Origin of the sequence: Variovorax sp. CCNWLW186 (assembly GCF_037203865.1) — a bacterium.
Classification (GTDB): domain Bacteria; phylum Pseudomonadota; class Gammaproteobacteria; order Burkholderiales; family Burkholderiaceae_C; genus Variovorax.
The window spans coordinates 48,237-70,350 of the sequence record NZ_JBBCBO010000024.1 but is presented as its reverse complement, the minus strand read 5'-3'; the positions used below and the strand labels follow the sequence as shown (position 1 = coordinate 70,350).

Here is a 22,114-nt window from a genome sequence, read left to right as displayed (position 1 = left end):
ACTCTCAAAGGCATCATCGCCTCGCGTGAAGCTCCATGCTGCTGCTGTCAGCGTGGCAATGCTGGCGGCCTGCGGCGGCGGCTCCGACAACGGCACGCCCTTCTTTCCGCTCCCCGCCCCTCCGGCCGCTCAACCCGGAAACCCGCCACCCGCACCGCCGGTTGTCACGGCTCAAAAGGCATGCAGCGACCTGAACGGAAAAACCGTTGCAGGCGCCGCGCTGACGGCCGTGATGGAAGCGGCCTCGGCAGGCACGCCCGTGTACTGCAAGGTGACCGGCACGATCGCGCCCGCGCTGAACTTCCAGATCTCCCTGCCGGAGGCGTGGAACGGCAAGCTCTACTACCAGGGCGGCGGCGGCTACAACGGCGCCATCTCGCCGCCCGGGGCACCGGCGCTGAGCCAGGGCTACGCCGTGGTCGCCAGCGACTCCGGCCATCAGGGCAGTGGATTGAGCGCGGACTTCGCGCTGACCGACACCTTTGCCGCCCAGCTGTTCGGCAGCCTCTCGGTACCCACCGTGATGTCGACCGCCACGGAGACGCTGGCGACCGCCTACGGCGCACTGCCGGCCAAGTCGTACTTCGAGGGCTGCTCGAACGGCGGACGGGAAGCGTTGATGGCGGTGCAGCGCTCGCCGAACCTCTTCGACGGCGTGATTGCGCGCGCACCCGCCTACAACTGGGTCGGGTTCATGGGTGCCTTCAACCGGAACTCCAGGGCGCTTGCCGCACCCGGCGGTGCATTCAGCGCCGCCAAGACGGCCCTTCTGAGCACGCAGGTGCGAAACGCCTGCGACGCGCTCGACAGCATCACCGATGGCGTTGTGTCGAACCAGGCCGCATGCACGCCGGCGGTTGTCAACGTTGCCGCGCTGCGCTGTGCCGGTGGAGCCGATACCGGCGACAGCTGCCTCTCGGATGCACAGCTCGACGTGGTGGCTTCGTGGACGACCGAAGCCACGTTCACCGGCAGCCCCACCTTCCGCAATGCGGGCTGGAACCTGACAGGCAACGAGGACGACCCGGGCGCCTGGCGGACCTGGCTCACGGGAGACGGCAACGTCACCATGGCGCTGCAGTTCCTGTTTCAGGACACGACCGTCAAGAACTACCTCGCCCGCGACCGCACAGTCGATTCGCTGGCCTACACGCCCTGGGACCAGAACCAGAACGCCCTCTATGCCATGGCCGCACTCAACGACGCGACCAATGCGGACATCCGGCCGTTCATCAACAGCGGCGGCAAGCTCATCTTGTGGCACGGCGGAAACGATGCCGCGCTCAGCGCCCGGTCGACCGTCGAGTACCACGCGAACATGCGAAACGCGGTGGGCGCCCCGGCCGCCGACGCGTCCACGCGCTTCTACGTGGCGCCGGGGGTGAACCACTGCGCCGGAGGACCGGGTGCCGACTCGGCAGACCTGCTGACGGCACTCGACCAATGGGTGACCAAGAGCGCGGCACCGGCCACGCTGGTCGCGGAAAAGCGCGACGCCGATGGAGCCGTTCTGCTCAGCCGGCCGTTGTGCCAGTACCCGCAATACCCGCGGTACACCGGGCCGGCCAACGATGCTGCAGCGTCCCGGTTGGCGGCCAACTACGCCTGCACATCCTGAGTTGCGAACCCAAGCGCCGAAGCGGCGAGCACGCTATATTGCTCGCTCTGCAACTGAGAGAAATCACCATGGCAAAAGCCTATTGGGTCAGCGCGTACCGTGCCGTCAAGGATGCCGACAAACTCGCGGCCTATGCAAAACTCGCCGGCCCCGCAATCGCTGCGGGCGGCGGGCGTTTCCTGGCGCGGGGCATGCCCGCCCAGGTTTATGAATACGGCCTGGCCGAGCGCACCGTGCTGATCGAATTCGACAGCGTCGAGCAGGCTCGCGCCGTGCATGACAGCCCCGACTACCAGGCCGCGCTCGCCGCGCTGGCCGACGGCGCCGAGCGGGACCTGCGGATCATCGAAGGCGTTTGAGCCTGCCATGAGCACCATTGCCGAGCCGTCGGCGCCCGCGCCGCATGCCGCGCCGCGGATTCGCGTGCTGATTGCCGACGACCAGGCACTCATCCGCCGCGGCATGGCCATGCTGCTCGATGCCGCGTTGGACATCGAAGTGGTCGGCCAAGCCGCCGACGGCATCGAAGCCGTGGAACTGGCCCGGCGCCTGCTGCCCGACGTGGTGCTGATGGACCTGCACATGCCACGCAAGGGCGGCGTGCTCGCCACGCGCGAGATCTCGGCCGCGCTGCCGCACACGCGCGTGATGGTGCTGACCACCTTCGACCGCGACGACCTCGTCTTCGACGCGGTGCGCGCCGGCGCGCAAGCCTATCTTCTCAAGGACGCCTCGGAGGAAGAGGTGCTGGACACTGTGCGGGCGGTGCACCGCGGCGAGTCACGGCTCACGCCGCAAATCGCTCGCAAGGTGATGGACCAGTTCCGGCTCCTGGCCGACCGCGTTGCGCAGGAGCCGCCACCCGCGCCTGCGCCGGACTTGCGCGCCGAACCGCAGGCCACCGTTCCCGGCGAGTTGCTGGGGGCCGAAGCGGCGACCAAGCCGCTGACCGACCGTGAGGCCGCCGTGCTCGAACTGATTGCCAAGGGCTACGGCAATCGCCAGATTGCCACGGCGCTCAACCTGGCCGAGGGAACGGCGAAGAACCACGTCAGCCGGATCATGCAAAAGCTTCACGCGAACACACGCACTGAACTGGCCGTGCTGGTGTTGAAGAAATAAACCTCCAACGCGCTTCGGCGCCCTGAATGCGAAACGCACCCGAGAGCCCGGCAAAGCCGGCTCCGCGGGTGCGCGTGGGATGGCAGTTGGTCTCAGGTCATCAGGCCGTGCGGCCCGCGGCCGACAGGCCGCCCGGCATCGCGAGGTCAGGCGCCGGCGAAGACGCATACGACGCATTGCTGGCCGTGTGCCTTGCCAGCATCGGCCGCAGCGCGACGATGGCCAGGAAGGCGGCGAACAGGTCGAGAGCCGCCACGGTGTAGAGCACGGTCGACCAGGTGCCGGTCGCTTCCATCATCAGGTTGCCGAGTGGCACGAACAGCGCGCCGATGCCCTTGGCGCAGTACAGCACGCCGTAGATCTTGCCGATGTGCTTGGTGCCGAACGCATCGCCCGCGAGTGCGGAGAACAGCGAATACACCTCGCCCCAGGCCAGGAAGACCACGCCCGACAGGATCAGGAAGGCCCACGGGTTGTGGCCGAAGTAGCCCAGCGCGATGATGCCGATGCCTTCCAGCGTGAAGGCGATCACCATGGTCTTCTCGCGGCCGATGTGGTCGGAGATCCAGCCGAACAGCGGACGCGAGATGCCGTTCATGACGCGGTCGAGCATCAGCGCGAGCGGCAGTGCGGCCATGGTGACGAAGTACAGGTCGACCTTGAAGTTCTTCACGCCCAGGTCCTGTGCGATCACGCCCAGCTGGGCCACGGCCATCATGCCGCCGGTGACCACACACGAGAACATCAAGATCATCAGCCAGAACAGCGGCGTGCGAAGCGCCTCGCCCAGCGTGTAGTCGCGGCGGCTCTGCGCAAGCTTGGTCGAGCCGCGCACTTCGTTGCCCTTGGGCGCGCGCAGGAACCAGGCCGCGGCAAAGGCCAGCGAACCCTGCAGCAGGCCGAAGAACATGAAGGCTTGCTGGAAGCCCGACGATTCGATCATTGCCGCGATCGGCAGGATGGTGGCGGCCGAGCCGGCGCCGTAGCCGCCGGCCGTCAGGCCCACCGCCAGGCCGCGACGATCGGGGAACCACTTGAGCGCGTTGTTGATGCAGGTGGCATAAATGGAGCCCACGCCAATGCCGCCGACGGCCGCACCGATGTAGAAGCCCATCAGCGTGGTGGCCTGCGAGTTGATGACCCAGGCCGCGCCGATGAACAGCGCGCCAAAGGCCACGATCAGGCGCGGGCCGAACTTGTCGATGAAGTAGCCCTCGATGGGCGCGAGCCAGGTCTGCACCAGCACGAAGATGGTGAAGGCGACCTGGATCGACGCACGCTCCCAGCCGAACTTGCCCTGGATTTCCGGCACGAACAGCGTCCACGCGTACTGGATGTTGGCCGTGGCAATCATGCAGACGATGCCGACCACCAGCTGCAGCCAGCGGTTGTCGATCAATCGCGGCGGCGCGCCGGATGAGATGTATGTCGGGGAAGTGGGGTTCATTCGCTTCGTCTCCATTCGTTGTCGCGCCGATCGCGTCGCGGCACGTTGCAGGGTTGGGAATCAGTCGCGCTGGGGGCACGGATCGCGATGGGTGCAACTGTTGCCGCAAACCGCCGCCGGCGCGCCTGCCGGAAGTCACGCAGCGAGTCGAGACAAACCCCGAGGACTCAGGGGAACTACCCATGCCGAAAGTCACGGCTGCCGTTTGCGAGAATCCGCAGCCAATGAACCTCGCACGTCGCATCGACCCACGGCGCTCCATGGCCGCCGCGATCGGCTGGCTGCTGATTGCGCTCACCTTGTGCCTGGCACTGGTGTCCAACCTGTGGCTGCGCAGCTTCGTGCGTGCAACGCTGCTCGAGCAACACGGCCAGCGGCTGGAAGCCGCGGCCGAGCACGTCAACGCCGAACTCGACACCGCACTGCTGCTGCGCCTGCAGGCGGTCAGCGTGGTGGCGGCCATGCTGTCGGAAGACGTGCAGCACAGCGAAGGCGCGCGCCTGAAGCGCTCGCTCGAAGCTGTGCGCCGCGGCGTGCCCGACCTGATCTGGCTGGCGGTGACCGATGCCGACGGCTTCATCGTCGCCGCGACCGACGAGCAGGTGGTGGGCCAGAACGTCAATCAGCACGCGTGGATTTCGCAAGGCCTGAACGCCGCATGGATCGAGGAAGGCCGCTCGCCGCGTGAGCGCTTCCTGAAGCTCACCGCGCCGGTGCGCAATGCCGACGGGGCGATCATCGGCGTGGTGGCCGCCAACCTGAGCTGGAGCTGGGTCGAAAAGATGGTGGCCGAAATCCGCGCCTCGCCCGGCGAATGGCTGCTGATCGACCGCGACGGCATCGTGCGCCATGGGCCGGCCGTGCTGCTGGGCAAGCGCTGGCAAGAGGTGGGCGATCCCATCACGCCGTTCGACCCCGTCGTCGCCGGTCTGGGCAACGACGGATCCGATCTGCCCACGCGCATCCGCACCCGGCGGCTGCTGGACAACCGGCCCTACCTGATCGCCTCTCCGCCCAATGCGCGCGACGGCACGCTGCGCCGGCTCGGCTGGCAGGCGGTGGTGATCCAGCCGGTCGAATCGGTCGCGGCCTTTGCCACGGCCATCGAATGGCGCATCTCGATCGTGCTGAGCCTGCTGGGCCTGGCGGCCGCTGCCGCCGGCATCATCGTGGCGCACCGCCTCACGCGGCGCGTGAGCGTGATCGCCCACTCGGCGGACGCGGTGCTGGCCGGAAGCGCAACGCGCATCAAGGTGCCGCAAGGTGCCGACGAAGCCGCGCGGCTGGGCAGCGCGCTCGACCGATTGCTGAATACGCTGCAGCGTGAGCGCGACGAGTTGCGCCGGCTCAATGCCGAGCTGGACGAGCGCGTGCGGCAGCGCACCGAGGAGATCAGCCGGCTCGCGCAGGAGTCACGCGATGCCGCGGTGGTGCGCGAGCGCCTGCGCCTGGCGCGCGGGCTGCACGACACGCTGGCGCATTCGATGATGGCAATGCTCACCGAGATCCGCGTGCTCAAGCACCTGGCATCGAGCCGGCCCGATGCGCTGCCGGACGAACTGGTCCGGGCCGAGCGCGCGGCGCGCGACGGGCTGGACGAGGCACGCCGCGCCATCGACCAGCTGCGCAGCAACCCGGTGCGCGACATCGGGCTGGGCGCGGCGCTGGCCGAGCTGGCCAAGAACCTGGGCGAGCGCACCGGCATCGAGCTCGACTGCCAGATGGACCCCGCGTTGTCCGACCTGGCGGCCGAGCCGGCGGAAACCGTGTTCCACATGTGCGAGGAAGTGCTGCGCAACGTCGAACGCCACGCAGGCGCACGTCGGCTGCTGATTCGCCTGCACAGCGTTGCAAGCGATGAAGTCGAGCTGGAGATCGGCGACGACGGCATCGGCTTCGAGCCGAGCGCGGGCGCCGCGGGGCACTACGGAATCGTGGGGCTGCGCGAGCAGGCCGATGCGATCGGCGCGCGGCTGCGCATCGAGAGCCGCCGCGGCGAAGGCACCTGGGTGTCGCTGCGCTGGACCCAGCGCGGGCAAAGCACGGCCTAGAAGGTAGCCGCGCCCTCTGGCGCCCGCGTGGCCTCGGTCAAGGCCACCGATACGCACTCCAGCGCAATGGCCAGCGCCGTGAGCGTGGGCAAGCCGAAGCCCAGCCGAAACACCAGCGGGTCGTCTCCGAACCACGCGCCGGGCGCGACACGCGTGCTGTACCTGGCCAGCGTCGCATAGAAGCGCTCGATCGCCGCGGCGTCGAAGACTTCGGGCTTGAGCCGCATGCAGCACAACGCCCCCGCATCCGGGCGCACCCAGTCGATGTGGCCGGGATGGCGCAGCACCCAGTTCTCGACCAGCTGCAGGTTTTGCGCGAGGAGCTTGCGCCTCTCGCCGATGATCCGTTCGCGCTGCCTGAACACGGCCAGCGCAAGCGCCTCGTCGACCGGCGAACAGGAGATCACCGTGCTGAACTTTGCCGTCACCAGCGCCTGTCGAAGCGCCGTGTCGCGCGTGATCGCCCAGCCGATGCGCAAGCCCGCCGACCCATGGCTCTTGGACAGCGAAGAAACCGAAATGACCTTCGGCCCGAGGCATGCGGCGCTCGGCGCGGCGGCATCCTCGCCATAGGCGGCCTCGCGGTAGGTTTCGTCGATCAGCAGCCAGGCATCGGGCGCGTGCTCGGCCAGCATGGCCACGATGTCGCGCAGGGTCTGCTCGGGGATCGCAACGCCCGAGGGGTTCTGCGGCGAGGCCAGGCTCACCAGCTTCGTCTTGGGGGACAGCAGCTGTCGCAGCGCCTCCAGGTCGATTCGGTAGCCCGTGTCGAAGCCGAGCGGCAGTGGACGCGTCACGGCGCCCACCGCGGTCAGCGCGTTGCGCGCGAGCGGAAACACCGGCTCGGCCACGATGGCTTCGTCGCCCGCCTCACACAGCGTGAAGGCAATGAGAAAGAGCGCGTGCATGCCGCCCACCGTGACCACAACGTCGTCGGCGTGCACGCCGTTTTCGTTCGCGATCTCCTGCCGCAGCTCCGGGTTGCCCGCCGCCGTTCCGTAGTCCAGCGAAAAATCGGCGTCATCGCCGAAGGCCGTGTCGATCAGTTCCGCGAGCCGCACGCTCGGCCCCACGCTTTCCGCAAGATCGAACCGGGGCGCCTTGCTGACCAGGGAGATGATTTCGTTGTCCGGAAACCGTGCCATGTACTGCTGCTTGATCGATTGGTGTGGCTGTGCATTGATATTGCCGTTTCGTGACTCGCGATAACAGCCACAATTTATTGAAATTAGGTGCAGTACAGTTGCATGCCGTGCCGTTCATGAAAGCAGGATTCAACCGTGTCGCAATCTCCCCGGTTCCGCTATGAAGAAGTCGCCGATTTCGTGGCCGGCCTCGCCGGCCGCGGCGCGCTGCGGCCCGGCATGCGCGCACCGTCGCTGCGCGAGATCAGCACCCAGCAACGCACCAGCCTCAGCACGGCCGTGCAGGCCTATCGCCTGCTCGAAGACCGCGGCATCCTCGAGGTGCGGCCTCAGTCGGGCTACTACGTTGCCAAGGCGCCGCCCGCGTTGTCCGTTCCAACGACCACGCGGCACTCGATCCGGCCGGCGAAGGTGGAGCTCTCGGGCCTCATGCTCGACCTGCTGGAGCACGCCTCGGACGACACCCTGGTGCCGCTCGGCTGCGCCATTCCCAACCAGCGGCTGCTGTCTTCGTCCAAGCTGGATCTTGTGCTTGCGCGCACGGCGCGCGTGAAGGGCGGGCAGAGCAACACCTATTCGCCGCCGCGCGGCGAGATGTCGCTGCGCCTGGAAATTGCCCGGCGCGCGCTGCGCTACGGGCAGGCGCTGTCGCCCGATGACATCGCCATTACCTGCGGCTGCACCGAGGCGCTGGCACTGGCGCTCGACGCGGTCACCGAGCCCGGCGACACGGTCGCGATCGAATCGCCCACCTACTTTGGGCTGCTTCAGGTCTTGCGCGCGAAGAGGCTCAAGGTGGTCGAGTTGCCAACCGATGCCGTCACCGGCGTGGACGTCGATGCACTCGGCGAGATCGTGGCCTCGGGCAAGGTGCGCGCCTGCGTGCTGGCGTCGAGCTTCAGCAATCCGCTGGGCTGCACCATGCCCGAAGAGAACAAGCGCGCCGTGCTGCGCCTGCTCGCGAAGCACGGCGTGCCGCTGATCGAGGACGACGTGTACGGCGACGTTCATTTCGGCGAGGAGCGCCCCCTGCCCTTCAGCGCGCTCGACACGCACGAGAACGTCATCTACTGCGGCTCGTTTTCAAAGACGCTTGCGCCCGGCTACCGCATCGGCTGGATCGCGACCGGCCGGCACATGGCGCGGGTACTCGAAACCAAGTTCGCCACGAGCCTGGCCACGCCGGTGCTGACCCAGGTGGCACTGGCCACCTTTCTTTCCAACGGCGACTACGACCGGCACCTGCGCCGCATCCGGCGCGAGTTTGCCGACACTCTCGAACGCATGACGCGGGTGATCGAGCAGGCGTTTCCGCCGGGCACGAAGGTGTCGCGGCCCGAAGGAAACTTTGTGCTGTGGGTCGAGCTGCCCGAGCCGGCCGACACGCGCCTGCTGTTTGCGCAGGCGCTCGAAAAAGGCATTTGCTTCGCGCCCGGCGTCGTGTTCTCTGCCAGCGGCAAATACGCCCACTGCCTGCGGCTGAGCGGCGGCCACGGCTGGGACGCCCGGATCGAGAAGGGCCTGCGCACGCTCGGCGCCATGGCGCGCAAGGCGCTCGCGGGGCGCACTCCGAGTTCGTGATTTCTGGCTTGGACAACGGATTCAAACCCGGTGTACGATGCCGGCATCGGGAAAACAGCCTCCCGTTCTGCAAAGTCAGACGGTGTCCCGTCCAAGCGCTGGTGACTCACAACGGAGCACTCCGTGGACACCACTTCGCCTGACGCATCCCACGCGCTTTCTGCGCCCGTTCCCCTCCCGCTTTCTCCCTTCGACCCGATGCTGCTGCACGAGCTGTACCTCGTCTCGCTCGGCGGCAACAGCGAACCGATGGAGCCTGCCATGGCGCTGGCCCTCTCGGCCAGCTTCGGCAGTGCCGAGCGTTGGCGCGAAGAGTTTGCCGCCATGGGCAAGGCCCATGACGGCGGTTCGGGGTGGGGGTTGCTGGCTCGGGTGTACGAGCGCTACCAGCAGGCCGTGCACGCCGCCAGCGAGCCCTTCGGCGCGACGCAAGATGAGGTCGCCGGATCGACGCTGCTCGACGTTCGCCGGGCCGGCGTGTTCGAGCATGCGACCGCGATGATCCCCGGTGCCACGTGGTTCGACCCGTCGGCCGTGGACCGATGGGCCTTCGAGCTGCCGGCGGACCGCGGCGTCGTGGTCTATTGCGTCTACGGGCATGAGGTTGGTCGCAGCACCGCGATGCGGCTGCGCGCCATGGGCATCGATGCGCGGTATTTGCGCGGCGGCTTCGACGGCTGGCAGGCCGCGGGCCGGCCGGTCGAGGCCAAGCCTCCCGGGCCAAGCCGATGAGCGCCGCACCTTCGCCTGGGCCGCGCACCGGTCTTGCAAGACTGCTGCCAGCCGGAGTCGACCCGGGCGCCGTGCCTTTGCTCGCCGCCCGCGGACTGCGCGCCTTTGGCGACGGCTACATGGCCGTGCTGCTGCCGGCCTACCTGCTGTCGATCGGGCTGGGTACGCTGGAGGTCGGCATCGTCGCCACCGCGACGATGCTGGGCTCGGCGCTTGCCACCCTCGCAGTGGGCGCCTGGGGATATCGCTTTGCGGGCGGCCGGCTCCTTCGGGGCGCCGCCTTGCTGATGGCGGCCACGGGCCTGGGCTTTGCGGGCCTGACGTCGTTCTGGCCATTGCTGATCGTCGCGCTGGTCGGCACGCTCAACCCCAGTTCGGGAGACGTCAGCGTGTTCCTTCCGCTCGAACATTCACGGCTGGCTGCGGCGGCGCAGGGGCATGCCCGCACGGCCCTGTTCGCGCGCTACAGCCTGTTGGGTGCGTTGTGCGCGGCATTGGGTGCATTGGCCGCGGCCGTGCCCGACTGGCTGGTTCGGCACAGCGGTCTCACGCGGATCGATGCGCTGCGCGGGATGTTCGTGGTCTACGCGGCCATCGGGCTGGCCGTGTTCTGGCTTTACCGGAAGCTGCCCGCGCACGTCGGCACCGGCAGCAGCAGCGCGAACGGCGCGCCTGTGCCGCCGGCACCGCTCGGACCGTCTCGGCGCGTGGTGATGCGGCTGGCGGCGCTCTTCAGCGTCGATTCGTTTGCCGGTGGACTCGCCATCAACGCGCTGATGTCGCTGTGGCTGCTGGAGCGGTTCGGCCTCTCGCTGACCCAGGCGGGCGTGTTCTTCTTCTGGACCGGTTTGCTCGGCGCAGCGTCGCAGCTTGCCGCACCGGTGGTCGCCCGGCGCATCGGGTTGCTCAACACCATGGTCTTCACGCACTTGCCGGCCAACGTGTGCCTGGTACTTGCGGCGCTGGCGCCCAGCCTGCCGATTGCGCTGGGCCTCCTGATGGTTCGCAGTGCACTGTCGTCGATGGACGTGCCCACGCGAACGGCCTACGTGATGGCGGTGGTCACACCCGCGGAGCGCAGCGCCGCGGCGAGTTTCACGGCCGTGCCGCGCAGCCTTGCCGCGGCCATCAGCCCGACGATCAGCGGCGCGCTGTTTGCGGCCGGGTGGATCTCGTTGCCGCTCATCGCCTGCGGGCTGCTGAAGATTGGGTATGACCTCGCGCTCTGGCGAGCCATGCGGCGGGACCGGGTGGAGGGGGAGTAGCCGCCCTGGCCTCCACGGGTGCGCGCAACAGTGCTCCGGACTACTTGATCGTGAAGCGCACCGTCGTCGTCTTGCGGCCTTCCGTCACCGTAGCCACTGCCTTGGCGCCTTTGCCGAGCTTGACGCCCTTGGCTTCGAGCTTGTTGCCGCCCGCTGGCTTGAGTTCGGCTTCGGTCTTCTCGGCACCGTTCAGAACGGTCAGCTTGCCGCCCATCTGCTTGACGTTGTAGTCGGCCTCGTGATCGACGACATAAAGCGCCGCGCCATCGGCGGCGGGCACGAGTTCGAACGACATGTCGCTTGCAGTCTGCACAACACCGCCGTGCCGCGCGGGGGCTGCGCCATGGGCGAAGGCGGGCAGAGTCGCAACGGCCGACGAAGACAGCAAGAGCGCGGCGAGAAGGTGTTTGAATTTTCCGGATTTCATGATGTTGGGGTTCCTATGTTCGATCTCGGCGCGCTTGGACAGGCGGCGCCGCGGTGCCTTTGGGAGTCGGAGTCTGCGTCAGTAGGCCTCCTGCGGTGTAGAGCGGATACCGGCTTCGACCGGCTCCGCTTCGAGCAGGCGCTCGGTGGCGCGTTGGCCGAAAAGCCAGAAGAGAACCGGCGTCAACAGCGTGTCCAGCAGCGTCGAGCTCACGAGGCCGCCAAAGATCACCACCGCCACCGGATGCAGGATTTCCTTGCCCGGCGCATCGGCCGCCAGCAGCAGCGGCGTGAGCGCAAAGGCTGCGACCAGCGCGGTCATCAGCACCGGCGTCAGCCGCTCCAGCGAACCGCGCACGATCATGGCCTGCCCGAAGGCTTCTCCTTCGAACCTGCACAGGTTGATGTAGTGGCTGATCTTCAAGATGCCGTTGCGCGTGGCAATGCCGGCCAGGGTGATGAAGCCCACCATCGAGGCAACGGAAAGGCTCACGCCCGCAAGCCACATGGCCACCACGCTGCCGATGAGCGCGAGCGGAATGTTGGCCATGACGATGCCGGCCAGCACTGCCGACCTGTAGCGCGCGTACAGCACCAGGAAGATCATCGCGAGCGAGATCAGCGAAAGGCCCACGATGAGTTTCGCTGCCTGCTCCTGTGCCTGGAACTGGCCTTCGAGACTCACGAAGGTGCCCGGGGGCAGGTTGGTCTTCGCGATCACCGCGCGGATGTCCTCGATCACGCGACCCATGTCGGAACCGTCGGTGTTGGCGTACACCACGATGCGCCGCCGCCCGTTCTCGCGTCCGATCTGGTTCGGGCCATCGGTTTCCTCGACTGTCGCAATGGCAGAGACCGGGAGCCGCCCCGCGGGCGTGTCGATCAGCGTCGTGGCCAGGTCCTGCGGACTGCGTCGGCCGTCGGGCAGCCGCAGCACAAGGTCGTAGCGGCGCAGGCCGTCCACGATCTGCGCGCCATGCGCGCCATCCGTGAGCGCCTGCAGGATCCGGATCGCCTCGCCGGGTGAAAGGCCGGTCTGTGCAAGCTTGCGCTGGTCGAGGCGCACGGTGATCTGCGGGATGAGCACCTGCTTTTCCACCGTCAGGTCGACAAGGCCTGGCACGCCCGAAAGGCCTTGCCGCATCTGCTCGCCCAGGCCGCGCAGCGTGTCGGTGTCGTCGCCGAAGATCTTCAGCGCAATCTGCGCACGCACGCCCGACAGCAGGTGGTCCAACCGGTGAGAAATCGGCTGGCCGACCGCGACTTGCGCCGGAAGCACGGCAAGCCGCGCCCGGATGTCGGCCATCACCGCCTTGCGGCTGCGTGCGGAGCGCTTCAGGTCCACGTCAATCTCGGCCGAATGCACGCCTTCGGCATGCTCGTCGAGCTCGGCGCGGCCCGTGCGCCGGCCCACCTGCGTTACCTCGGGTACCTCGGCGATCAGCGTCTCGGCGAGCGCGCCCATGCGGTTGGCCTCGGCCAGCGCCGTCCCGGGATTGAAGACCATGCCCAGCACCAGCGAGCCTTCGTTGAACGCCGGCAGAAAGGCGCGCGGAAAGAACGGGACGCTGGCCGCAGCCGCGGCAACTGCCAGCGCGGCGATGGCGATCAGCAGCTTCGCGCGCGCGAACGACCAGCCCAGCACCTTTTCATCCCAGCGCTTCAGGCGCGTGACCAGCGGGCTGTCGCCATGGTCCAGCCGCTTCATCTTCGGCAACAGGTAGTGGCACAGCACCGGCGTGACGGTCATCGACACCAGCATCGAGGCCAGGATGGACACGATGTAGGCAATGCCCAGCGGCGAGAACAGCCGGCCCTCGATCCCCGGCAGTGCGAAGAGCGGAACGAACACCAGCACGACGATCACCGTGGCGTACACGATGCCCGAGCGAACCTCCACGCTGGCCTGTCGCACCACCTCCATGGTGGACAAGGGATTGCCCGCCGCACGGTTCTGCTTGAGCCGGCGCACGATGTTCTCGACGTCGACCACCGCGTCGTCGACCAGCTCGCCAATGGCAATGGCCAGGCCGCCGAGCGTCATCACGTTGATCGATTGCCCGAGCAGCTTGAAGGCCAGCGCGGTGACCGCCAGCGACAAAGGAATGGCGACCAGCGAGATGACCGTGGTGCGCGCCGAAAGCAGAAACGCGAACAGCACGATCGCCACCATGATCGCGCCGTCGCGCAGCGCCTCGCTCACGTTGCCGATGGAGGACTCGATGAAGTCGGCCTGCCGGAACAGCACCTTGGGCGCGGCAAGGCCGGGCGGCAAGCCCTGCTTCAGTTCGCCCAGTGCGGCCTCGATGGCACCGGTGAGCTGCACCGTGTCGGCCGCGGGCTGCTTTTGCACGCTCACGATCACCGCCGGTGCGCCGTTGTAGCCGGCGTCACCGCGCTTCATGGCGGCTGCGTAGCGCACCTCGGCCACCTGACTCAGAAGAATCGCACGGCCTTCTTTCCAGGCCACCGCGACGCCCTGCAGGTCTTCGACGCGGTTGGTCCGCCCGATGTGGCGGATGAGGTATTCGCGGCTGTTGAGGTCGATGAAGCCGCCGCCCGCATTGCCGGCGAAGCCGCGCAGCGCCTGCTCTACCTGCGTGAGCGAAACGCCGAACTGCGCCATGCGCGCCGTGTCGGGTTCCACCCGCAACTGCCGCACGTCGCCGCCAATCGGGATCACCTGCGACACCCCCGCAATCGACAGCAGGCGCGGCCGCAGCACAAAGTCGGCATATTCCCGCGCCCGCATCGGGTCGGCGGCCGTCTTGCCATCGCCCGCGGACAGCGGCAACGCGATCAGCATCACCTCGCCCATGATCGAGGAGACCGGGCCCATGACCGGCGCGATGCCCGCCGGCAACTGCTCGCGCACCTGTGCGAGGCGTTCCGCCACGAGCTGGCGGTTGCGGTACACGTCGGTGCCCCAGTCGAATTCGGCATACACGATGGAAAGGCCGATGCCCGAGGTCGAACGCACACGGGTCACGCCCGGCATGCCGTTGAGCGCCGTTTCCAGCGGGAAGGTGACGAGCTGCTCTACCTCCTCGGGTGCCATGCCGCCGGCTTCGGTCAGCACGGTGACCAGTGGCTTGTTGAGGTCCGGAAACACGTCGACAGGCGTGCGCCACGCCGTGATCGCACCATAGACCAGCAGCAGCAGCGCAATCGCCAGCACGAACAGGCGGTTGTGCAGGCTGTTTCGAACGATCCAGTTGAACATGTGGAGCGGCTCCGTTCAGCGGATCTGCGCAATGAGCGGTGCGCCTTGCACCACGACGCGGTTGTCGGCGCCCAGGCCCTGGGTGACGATCACGGTGGCGGCGTCGAGCGCGCGGTATTGCACCGGCTGCGGTATGTAGCGTTCGGGACCGGACTTGATCCAGACGATCGGCTCGTTGGCGCTGTTGCGCACCACGGCCTGCGCGGGCAAGACGAACCCTTTGATGCGCTCGTTGAGCGAGGCGACGACCGTGACCGGCTGCCCGACCGCGAGGGGCATCGGGGTGCCCGCTTTCTCAGGCTGCGCGCGAAAGGTCAGCGGCAGCACGCCGTCGCGCAAGGACCGCGCAGCACCGAGCAACTTCAGCCTGACACCTGGAGTGCCTTGCAAGAAGGCGTCACCTACGCGTGCCGGCAATGCCGGGTCGGCGGTCGTCGCCTCGACCAGCACGCGGCCAGGGTCGATCACTTCGAACAGCACGTCGCGCGCTTCGACGATCTGGCCGGCGACCGCATCGGCGCGCGCAATGACGCCGGTGACCGGTGCCGTCAGTGCCTCCCGCGAGCCCAGGCTGGCACCGATGCTTTTCTCCCGCGCCGTGAGGCTCTCGAGCTCGGCCCGGGCGGCTTCGATCTCCTTGCGCGGCACCGTGCCCTCGAGCGACTGCAGGCGCTGCACACGCTTTGCCGCCAGCTCCCGGTTGCTTCGCAACTCGGTCAGTTGCGATTGCTGCGCCGCAAGTGCATAGGGCTCCGCATGGTGCTGCACATAGGCGAGCACTTCGCCGCGCTGCACGGCCTGCCCCGCCACCGGCAGTCCCGCCGGCCCCGGCATGATCCGCCCGCCGTGCGCCGGCTGCACGCGCCCGCCGGCATTCGGGTCCATCACGATGCGGCCGGAAAGCTCCACGGTCGCGTGGGCCTCGGTTTCGTTCGCGAGCACCGTCCGTACGGCCATGCGCCGTTGCGCCAGCATCGGCACCTGCACGCTTCCGTCGGGCAGCCGGGCCAGGCCGGAGGTGCTTCCACCGGTCGGCGCATCCAGGTGCTCGCCGTTGGGGCCGTGGGCGCCTGGCGCGGCGGATGCGGTGCCGAGGGCGGCGAGGTGCAGGGCGACAAGAATGCCGAGCGCTGCGCACCGGTGATTGCGCGTCATCCACCGCGGCGCTGAAAAAGTCATCTGCTTCATCAAGCGTCTCCAGAGCGTGTTGCCGTGCGGCCGCCAGGCCTGCGGCTCAGCGCGTAGATCACAAGACCCAGCGCGACGAGCGCCAGGACCAGCCATGCCGTCGTCGGCATTCCATGGCCGTGCCCGTCTTCATGCGAATGCGCGTCGGCGCCTTCGCTCGTGAGCGTGCCTTCCAGCAGATCGGACTCGGCACCCGCCACGATGGTGACTACCACCGCATGCGCGCCGGGGGCCTTCAATGCCTTGAGGAACGCGGCATCGTCCACCGCGTAGTCGCCCATGTCCGCGTGGAACTTTGCGGGCGCCTTCAGTGCGCCGGTCTCGATCTCGACCTTTGCGTCCAGCACGGGTTCGCTGGTCTCGAAGCGGTTGATCAGCATCGAGAACTCGTCATCGCGCAGTTGGCCGACCAGTTCGAAGGCCTCCGACCTGGCTTCCATGCGTGGTGCCTTGCTCGCGCCGGACGCCGCCTGGGTGGGGCCATCGAGATGCTCGCCATTCGGGCCATGGGCCCCAGGCGATGCCATGGCACCGGCTGCGAAGAAAAGGAACAGGGCCGCTGCGAGTAGCACCAGGCGTTGATGCCACCTGCGCTGTGTGGCGTTCGATGAATCGATCATGGAAGAAGTCCGAGTGCTTGTTGGAGTTGGGCGTGGGCAAGGCCCAGGGCGGCCTGCTGGCGTGCGAGTGCCGCATCGGCCTGCGCCGCTGCGTTGGCGGCGCGCAGAAGTTCGGGAAGCGAGGTCTCGCCGGCCTTGAATGACGTGTCGACGAGTTGGGCGCGTTCACGACGCAGCCCTGCGCGATCGCGAGTGCCGTCGAGTTGCTGCGCAGCGCTCTGCAGCGCACTTCGCGCCAGGGCCAGGTCAGCGTCTTGCCGCTCGCGCAAACGCTGCTCGGTGGCCTCGGCCACGTCGAGCTCGCCGAGCGCCGCCGCCTGCAACGGCGCGTTGCGGCTGTCGGTGCCGAACGGGATTCGAAGGCCGATTCCGATGCCGCGTTGCGCCGCCTCTCCGAAACCGGGGGATTCCTCGCGGTATTTGACGGAGAGCTCGGGCGGGTCGCGGCGCGACAGGTTGACTGAATCCAGCCGCTTGCGCGCACGCTCGACGGCCTGCGCGGCCAGGCGCAGTTCCGGGTGTTCTTCGGTGGGCATATCGGAAACGCTCGCCGCCAGCGGAGGCTGCAAGCGCGGCATGGCCTCCAGCCCGGTCAGCGTTTTCCATTGCGCGCGCGCGGCCTGCACGCGCTGGTCGGCGTCGCTCTGCGCGGATCTGGCCTCCAGAAGCTCGGCGCGCGCCGCCAGTGCATCGGCTCGTGCGAGATCGCCGGCCTGGACGCGACGCTGCACGTCGTCGGCAATGCCTTGGAGATAGCGCGCCTGCGTGGCCACCGAAGCGGCTTCGGCCTGGGCTGCCGACAGCTTCCACGCCGCCTCCCTCACCTGGCCGGCCACGCGCAATCGGGCGGCTTGCGTTGCGGCGTCGGCAAGCTTCGACTCGGCGTCGGCCGCCGCGGCGCGCGCGTCGCGCTGGCCGGGCAACCAGAGCGGCCAGACGAGACCGACTTCCGTTTCGCGCCGCCCCGCATTCGAGTGCGCGCGGTCGTTGAGATGGTTCAGCTCGACGGCGGGCGGCGCTGCCCAAAGGCTGGACGCGGCGGTCTGCTCGGCCCGGGCGCGCCGGACCTGCGCCTCCGATTCCCGGGCCTGCACGGCACGCTGCCAGGCGGCCTCGAGGGCGTGGCCAAGCGTCACGCCGGCCGGCAAAAAGGACGAAGGAACGGGCGCCTGCGCAGCTGTGGGCGCGGCTCCCAGAAGCACGCTTCCTGCGACGGCGCAGGACACGAACCATGGAACGGGTTTCACAAGACTCCTGACTGACGTGGCGGCGAGGAGCCCCGCGGATCGCGTGCACCAAGGCACAGCATCGTCCGGCGGGTTTCGCCTGCATGAAAACGACCCACCCGCGCAAGCGCTGGGTGAGCAAGGGCGTTTTCAGGCGGTCAGTCTTGGAGGTCGTCGAGGGCCGTCGGGATGCGGCCCGGCTCTTTGCAATTCGTTCACCGCCAGCGGCGGTGCGCCGACGGCCAGCGCAAAGGTGAACGACATGGTCGCCCAGACTGCCGAGCTGCCCAGGCAACCATCGGAGGCAACGTGCTGCAGGGATTCGTCGGACTCGTCCAGCGCGACCGATCCGTCATCGTGATGATGGTGGGCTTCGCCCTGCCAGTGAAGAACGGCGTGCCCGATTTCCTGCACATCCGCAAACGCCGTCGTCTGCCCGGCCATGGCAAAGGCCTGCCAAAAGGCAGAGAGCAGCAGAAGAACAATCGCGAAGCGCCGACGCATGCAAACAGTCTACCGGAAGCTCCCGCGCGGCTTCGAATGCCCGTGCTCCTGATAGGCTTGCCGACTCCCCTTCCCTGTTCCGTCCACCCATGCATGTTGAAAGCGACCGTCTGGCGCAAAGCAGAACTACGTTTCCGCCGGCTCCGCAAGCATCGCCGCTGCGAGTCACGCCGGCACCGAAAGACACGCTCGGGTGCATGTCCAGCGATCTTCAACGGGACCAGGGCCTAAGCGCGAACGGCGTCGGAATCCACCGCAAGACCATGGCCCAGCCTCACCTCCACCATGTGGAGACGGAGCCCAGCGCTCGCGGCGTGCTGCTCGGCATCTCGATGCGCGACGGCCACAGCCGGCGCATCGTGGCCGGGCGGCATGCCTCGTGCCACGACTTCGACAGGGGGTCGATCTACATTCGCGGTTTTTCGGAACGCTATCGTGCCGACATCCGGCGCCCTTTCGATTTTGTGCTGCTCGAGATATCGCAGGCCAGCCTGGACCGGGCCATCGAGGAAAAGCCGGGCAAGCGCGTCGGCAGCCTGGCCCATGTGGCGGGCGTCCGGGACGAGGTGCTGCTCAACCTTGCCGAGGCCCTGGCGCCGGCGCTCGAGAACCCCGCCGGCGCGAGCATGTTGTTCGTCGAGCAGCTGAGTGTTGCCATGACGAGCTATCTCGTCGAAACCTACGGCGGCGCGGCAACGTCGGCCCCCCGCACCAACCGGATCCTGTCGCGCTCGCACGAGGCGCGCGCCAAGGAAATGCTGCGCAGCAAGTTCGACGGCAGCATTTCAATCACCGAGATCGCCGATGCGTGCGGGCTGTCGCGCAGCTATTTCATCCATGCCTTTCGCGAGACCACCGGCTGCACGCCTCACCAATGGCTGATTGCGCAGCGGCTGGAGCACGCGCGCGCGCTCCTCATGAACGCCGGCGCTTCGCTGGCGGACATTGCCGCGGCCTGCGGCTTTGCCGATCAAAGCCACTTCTCCCGTGTCTTCTCGCAGCATGCCGGCGTGCCGCCAGGCATCTGGCGGCGCAGGATGCGGGTTGCAGACACAGCGCCGCCGCGGCCAGGCTTTTGATGGCCCGTGTAGCAATCAGCCCTGGATGAACGCGAGCAGGTCGGCGTTGACCTGGTCCTTGTGCGTGGTGCAGGTGGCGTGCGGCGCACCGGCGTACACCTTGAACTGGCTGCCCTTGATCATCTTGGCTGCCAGCCTGCCGGTGGCGTCGATCGGCACGACCTGGTCGTCGTCACCATGGATCACGAGCGTGGGCACGTCGATCTTGGCCATGTCGGGGCGGAAGTCGGTCTCGGAGAACGCGGTCACGCAGTCGATCGTGGCCTTGATCGAGGCTTGCAGCGCGATCTGCAGCGTCTGCTTGAAAACGCCTTGCGACACGTTGGCACCCGGGCGGTTGGTGCCGTAGAAGAGCGTGCTGAAGTCGTCAAGAAACTGCGGGCGGTCGGCGGCCAGGCCGGCGCGAATGCCCGCGAACAGCGATGCGTCGGGGCCCACGGGGTGGTCTTCGGTCTTCATGAACAGCGGCGTCACGGCGCTGATGAGCGCAAGCTTTGCCACGCGCGCACTGCCCTTGCGCGCGATGTAGCGGGTGACGTCGCCGCCGCCCATCGAGAAGCCCGCCAGGATCACGTCGTTGAGGTCGAGCTTTTCGATCAGCTCGGCGATGTCGTCCGCAAAGGTGTCGTAGTCATAGCCGGTCCAGGGTTGGCTCGAGCGGCCGAAACCGCGGCGGTCGAACGCGATGACGCGGTAGCCGCGTTCCGCGAAGAACAGCATTTGCGCATCCCACATGTCGGCGCTGAGCGGCCAGCCGTGGCTGAAGAGGATGGGCTGGCCCGTGCCCCAGTCCTTGTAGTAGAGCTCGGTGCCGTCGCGCAATGTCAGTGTGGTCATGGTTTTTCAGTGGTAGTGGAGTTGAGGGAAAGGAGAAAGGAAAAAGAAAGCCGACATCGAAAAATCAGAGGGAAAGAAAGTGGTGCACCTCGGGCTTTCCGGGCCCCATGTGAAAGCGCACGGCTTCGTTCTGCAGGTCGGCGTCGGCATGCGACACGCGCTGGTGCTGGCGCAGGTGCTCGGCCCAGGACTCGACGAGAAACCACTCCATCACGCGCTCCGCGTCGCCGGTGTGCTCGGTCACGCCCCATGCATAGGCGCCGTCGCGGCGGCGTTCGAGCGACAGGCGCCTCATCGCCTCCATGAACGCAGGCCGGTCTTCCTTGCGGATGCGGTACTCGACCTGCACCATCACCGGCCCGCGGTCATGCGCCACGGGCTCGGCCAGCAGCGGCTCGGGCCAGTGGTTCGACGCCTGCAGGTCGGCTTCGCCGGCGGGCAGGCGCACCCGGTGGAAGATGAGGCCGGCCACCACCAGGCCCACGGCGCCGGCCACCAGCGTGTAGGGCACGCCGATCTGCTGTGCGACGAGGCCCCAGCCCAGGCTGCCGGCCGCCATTGCGCCGTTGAACACGGTGAGGTACACGGCCAACCCGCGGCCGCGCACCCAGTTCGGCAAGATGGACTGCGCCACGCCGTTGAGCGTGGTGAGCGCGATGATCCAGCCCAGCCCCAGCAACAACAGCAGCGCTACCGCAAGCCACTGCGGCGGCGCAAAAACCAGCCCGCCCATCACGGCAGCGCTGAGCAGCGAAGCCAGCAGCAGCATGCCGTCGGCGTCGAGCCGCTTGCGCAGTCGCGGCATCAACAGCGCTCCGCCGATGGCACCCGCGCCCACGGCGCCAAGCAGCACACCGTAGAAGCCCGCCGTGCCGCCGAGCATCTGGCGCGCCACCAGCGGCAGCAGCGCCCACACAGAGCTTGCGAACACAAAGAACACCGCCGCGCGCAACAGCACCACGTGCAGCTCCTTGCTCGCTCGCGTGTAGCGGATGCCGGCACGGAAGGCGCCGAAGAAGTTTTCGGACAGACCGGTGTCGACGGCCGCGGGGCGCTTCCACCAGATGAGCGCCGCAATGACGAACACATAGCTCAGCACATCCAGGCCATAGGTCACCGCGGCGCCGAAGCTCGCGAGAATGAGCCCGCCCGCCGCCGGCCCGATGGAGCGCGCGATGTTGATGCCGAGCGAGTTCAACGCGACCGCGCTCTTCAGGTCGCTGCGGGGCACCAGCTCGGGCACGATCGATTGCCAGGTCGGCCCCATGAGCGCCGCGCCGATGCCGCCGACGAAAGTCAGCGCGAGCAGGTATTCGACGGTGAGCGTGCCGGTGTGGGAGAGCACCAGCAGCGTGCCGCTCACGGCCGCGAGCACCAGCTGCACGAAGATCAGGAAGCGCCGCCGGTCGAGGATGTCGGAGAGCACGCCCGCCGGAATCGCCAGCAGAAAGATCGGCAGCGTGGCCGCGGTCTGGATCAGCGCCACCGCGGTCGGGTTGGCCGAGAGATCGGTCACCAGCCACGAGCTCGCCACGTCGCGCATGAAGCTGCCGATGTTGCCGAGCACGGTGGCCGCCCACAGCACCGCGAACACCGGTTGGCGCAGGGGAGCGAAAGCGCCGGGCGGCGAAGCTCCAGCGCCCTTGGGGGAATCAGTCATGGGTGCGCTCCTTCAGGTCGAGCCAAGCCACGAGCACAAAGCCGCCGACCAGGCCCAGGTGTTCGAAGAATGAATTGGCGGCCATGAAGCGCTCGGGCTGCGGCATTTCCCAGAAGCGCAGCGCGACGAAGGTCGCCATCAGCGTGAAGCCGCCCAGCGCCAGCGCGCCGAGCCAGCGCAGGAAGCCCGTGAGAATGAGCGCCGAGGCGCCCAGCTCCAGCACGATGACGCCCACCGCCAGCGGCGCGGCGGGCGACAGGCCGAAGTGGTTCATCTCGGCGATGGCCGCGTTGAAGTCCAGGGCCTTGTTGATGCCGCCCTGCAGGTAGGCCGCACAGAGCAGCAGCAAGGCGACCCAGCGCACCGCGGGTGAAGTGGTCCAGCGCATGG

19 protein-coding genes are annotated in these 22,114 nt (G+C 67.8%); 8 read left to right on the top strand and 11 right to left on the bottom strand.

The window, feature by feature from the left end; all coding sequences use genetic code 11:
- Positions 1–25: 25 nt before the first annotated feature.
- The 3 genes from V9K97_RS22985 to V9K97_RS22975 all read left to right on the top strand — a co-directional run bounded on the left by V9K97_RS22985 (position 26) and on the right by V9K97_RS22975 (position 2,740).
- Entirely contained in the window at positions 26–1,618 is a 1,593-nt protein-coding gene (locus V9K97_RS22985) for a tannase/feruloyl esterase family alpha/beta hydrolase (protein ID WP_337320932.1), read from the top strand.
- A gap of 68 nt (positions 1,619–1,686) precedes the next feature.
- On the top strand, positions 1,687–1,977 hold the full coding sequence (locus tag V9K97_RS22980) for a DUF1330 domain-containing protein (RefSeq protein WP_337320930.1): 291 nt from the start codon (positions 1,687–1,689) through the stop codon (positions 1,975–1,977).
- A gap of 7 nt (positions 1,978–1,984) precedes the next feature.
- Positions 1,985–2,740, top strand: coding sequence for a response regulator transcription factor (locus tag V9K97_RS22975; protein WP_337320929.1), 756 nt, complete (start codon positions 1,985–1,987; stop codon positions 2,738–2,740).
- Positions 2,741–2,840: 100 nt separating this feature from the next.
- Here the strand turns inward: V9K97_RS22975 and oxlT are convergent, their stop codons facing one another.
- Entirely contained in the window at positions 2,841–4,187 is a 1,347-nt protein-coding gene (gene oxlT, locus V9K97_RS22970; RefSeq protein WP_337320927.1) for an oxalate/formate MFS antiporter, read from the bottom strand.
- Positions 4,188–4,411: 224 nt separating this feature from the next.
- Between oxlT and V9K97_RS22965 the strand changes: the two genes are divergently transcribed.
- On the top strand, positions 4,412–6,238 hold the full coding sequence (locus tag V9K97_RS22965) for a histidine kinase (protein ID WP_337320925.1): 1,827 nt from the start codon (positions 4,412–4,414) through the stop codon (positions 6,236–6,238).
- Here V9K97_RS22965 and V9K97_RS22960 read toward each other — a convergent pair.
- A complete protein-coding gene (locus tag V9K97_RS22960) occupies positions 6,235–7,383 on the bottom strand; it encodes a pyridoxal phosphate-dependent aminotransferase (RefSeq protein WP_337320923.1) in 1,149 nt (382 codons plus the stop codon). The genes V9K97_RS22965 and V9K97_RS22960 overlap by 4 nt on opposite strands.
- A gap of 135 nt (positions 7,384–7,518) precedes the next feature.
- Between V9K97_RS22960 and V9K97_RS22955 the strand changes: the two genes are divergently transcribed.
- The 3 genes from V9K97_RS22955 (at position 7,519) to V9K97_RS22945 (ending at position 10,961) form a co-directional block, all read left to right on the top strand.
- The gene (locus V9K97_RS22955) at positions 7,519–8,964 is read left to right on the top strand and encodes an aminotransferase-like domain-containing protein (protein ID WP_337320922.1); all 1,446 of its coding nucleotides are present in this window, start codon (positions 7,519–7,521) and stop codon (positions 8,962–8,964) included.
- Between the two features lie 123 nt (positions 8,965–9,087).
- The gene (locus tag V9K97_RS22950; protein WP_337320920.1) at positions 9,088–9,696 is read left to right on the top strand and encodes a rhodanese-like domain-containing protein; all 609 of its coding nucleotides are present in this window, start codon (positions 9,088–9,090) and stop codon (positions 9,694–9,696) included.
- Positions 9,693–10,961: an MFS transporter gene (locus V9K97_RS22945; RefSeq protein ID WP_337320918.1), complete on the top strand. Its 1,269-nt coding sequence runs from the start codon at positions 9,693–9,695 to the stop codon at positions 10,959–10,961. Before V9K97_RS22950 ends, V9K97_RS22945 begins: the two co-directional genes overlap by 4 nt.
- 40 nt (positions 10,962–11,001) lie before the next feature.
- Here V9K97_RS22945 and V9K97_RS22940 read toward each other — a convergent pair whose 3' ends face one another.
- The 6 genes from V9K97_RS22940 to V9K97_RS22915 form a co-directional block, all read right to left on the bottom strand.
- Positions 11,002–11,388: a hypothetical protein gene (locus tag V9K97_RS22940; protein WP_337320916.1), complete on the bottom strand. Its 387-nt coding sequence runs from the start codon at positions 11,386–11,388 to the stop codon at positions 11,002–11,004.
- Between the two features lie 78 nt (positions 11,389–11,466).
- Positions 11,467–14,610 carry an efflux RND transporter permease subunit gene (locus tag V9K97_RS22935; RefSeq protein WP_337320914.1) on the bottom strand — a complete coding sequence of 1,048 codons (3,144 nt, stop codon included), beginning with the start codon at positions 14,608–14,610 and terminating at the stop codon, positions 11,467–11,469.
- A gap of 15 nt (positions 14,611–14,625) precedes the next feature.
- Positions 14,626–15,789, bottom strand: coding sequence for an efflux RND transporter periplasmic adaptor subunit (locus V9K97_RS22930; RefSeq protein WP_443304035.1), 1,164 nt, complete (start codon positions 15,787–15,789; stop codon positions 14,626–14,628).
- A gap of 8 nt (positions 15,790–15,797) precedes the next feature.
- Positions 15,798–16,418, bottom strand: coding sequence for a hypothetical protein (locus tag V9K97_RS22925; protein ID WP_337320912.1), 621 nt, complete (start codon positions 16,416–16,418; stop codon positions 15,798–15,800).
- Positions 16,415–17,620: a TolC family protein gene (locus V9K97_RS22920; protein ID WP_337320911.1), complete on the bottom strand. Its 1,206-nt coding sequence runs from the start codon at positions 17,618–17,620 to the stop codon at positions 16,415–16,417. Before V9K97_RS22920 ends, V9K97_RS22925 begins: the two co-directional genes overlap by 4 nt.
- Positions 17,621–17,794: 174 nt before the next feature.
- Positions 17,795–18,148 (bottom strand): hypothetical protein, encoded by a 354-nt coding sequence (locus tag V9K97_RS22915; RefSeq protein WP_337320909.1) that lies wholly within the window; start codon positions 18,146–18,148, stop codon positions 17,795–17,797.
- Between the two features lie 263 nt (positions 18,149–18,411).
- On the opposite strand from V9K97_RS22915, the gene V9K97_RS22910 reads away from it, so the two are divergent.
- The gene (locus V9K97_RS22910; protein ID WP_337320907.1) at positions 18,412–19,227 is read left to right on the top strand and encodes a helix-turn-helix transcriptional regulator; all 816 of its coding nucleotides are present in this window, start codon (positions 18,412–18,414) and stop codon (positions 19,225–19,227) included.
- Positions 19,228–19,242: 15 nt separating this feature from the next.
- On the opposite strand, the gene V9K97_RS22905 is transcribed toward V9K97_RS22910, so the two are convergent.
- From V9K97_RS22905 to V9K97_RS22895, 3 genes are all read right to left on the bottom strand, one after another.
- Positions 19,243–20,064, bottom strand: a complete 822-nt coding sequence (locus V9K97_RS22905; RefSeq protein WP_258504136.1) for an alpha/beta fold hydrolase — start codon at positions 20,062–20,064, stop codon at positions 19,243–19,245.
- Between the two features lie 64 nt (positions 20,065–20,128).
- Positions 20,129–21,724 (bottom strand): MFS transporter, encoded by a 1,596-nt coding sequence (locus V9K97_RS22900; protein ID WP_337320905.1) that lies wholly within the window; start codon positions 21,722–21,724, stop codon positions 20,129–20,131.
- Positions 21,717–22,112, bottom strand: a complete 396-nt coding sequence (locus V9K97_RS22895) for a DoxX family protein (protein ID WP_337320903.1) — start codon at positions 22,110–22,112, stop codon at positions 21,717–21,719. The genes V9K97_RS22900 and V9K97_RS22895 overlap by 8 nt, the downstream gene beginning before the upstream one ends.
- Between the last annotated feature and the right edge of the window lie 2 nt (positions 22,113–22,114).

Excerpts from the sequence above, each read along its gene's own strand:
- V9K97_RS22910 (WP_337320907.1), top strand. The coding sequence starts at position 18,412 with ATGGCCCAGCCTCACCTCCACCATGTGGAGACGGAGCCCAGCGCTCGC.
- V9K97_RS22915 (WP_337320909.1), bottom strand. The coding sequence starts at position 18,148 with ATGCGTCGGCGCTTCGCGATTGTTCTTCTGCTGCTCTCTGCCTTTTGG.
- V9K97_RS22975 (WP_337320929.1), top strand. The coding sequence starts at position 1,985 with ATGAGCACCATTGCCGAGCCGTCGGCGCCCGCGCCGCATGCCGCGCCG.
- V9K97_RS22895 (WP_337320903.1), bottom strand. The coding sequence starts at position 22,112 with ATGCGCTGGACCACTTCACCCGCGGTGCGCTGGGTCGCCTTGCTGCTG.
- V9K97_RS22965 (WP_337320925.1), top strand. The coding sequence starts at position 4,412 with ATGAACCTCGCACGTCGCATCGACCCACGGCGCTCCATGGCCGCCGCG.
- V9K97_RS22980 (WP_337320930.1), top strand. The coding sequence starts at position 1,687 with ATGGCAAAAGCCTATTGGGTCAGCGCGTACCGTGCCGTCAAGGATGCC.
- V9K97_RS22945 (WP_337320918.1), top strand. The coding sequence starts at position 9,693 with ATGAGCGCCGCACCTTCGCCTGGGCCGCGCACCGGTCTTGCAAGACTG.
- V9K97_RS22940 (WP_337320916.1), bottom strand. The coding sequence starts at position 11,388 with ATGAAATCCGGAAAATTCAAACACCTTCTCGCCGCGCTCTTGCTGTCT.
- V9K97_RS22960 (WP_337320923.1), bottom strand. The coding sequence starts at position 7,383 with ATGGCACGGTTTCCGGACAACGAAATCATCTCCCTGGTCAGCAAGGCG.
- V9K97_RS22935 (WP_337320914.1), bottom strand. The coding sequence starts at position 14,610 with ATGTTCAACTGGATCGTTCGAAACAGCCTGCACAACCGCCTGTTCGTG.
- V9K97_RS22905 (WP_258504136.1), bottom strand. The coding sequence starts at position 20,064 with ATGACCACACTGACATTGCGCGACGGCACCGAGCTCTACTACAAGGAC.
- V9K97_RS22930 (WP_443304035.1), bottom strand. The coding sequence starts at position 15,789 with ATGACTTTTTCAGCGCCGCGGTGGATGACGCGCAATCACCGGTGCGCA.
- V9K97_RS22925 (WP_337320912.1), bottom strand. The coding sequence starts at position 16,418 with ATGATCGATTCATCGAACGCCACACAGCGCAGGTGGCATCAACGCCTG.
- oxlT (WP_337320927.1), bottom strand. The coding sequence starts at position 4,187 with ATGAACCCCACTTCCCCGACATACATCTCATCCGGCGCGCCGCCGCGA.
- V9K97_RS22900 (WP_337320905.1), bottom strand. The coding sequence starts at position 21,724 with ATGACTGATTCCCCCAAGGGCGCTGGAGCTTCGCCGCCCGGCGCTTTC.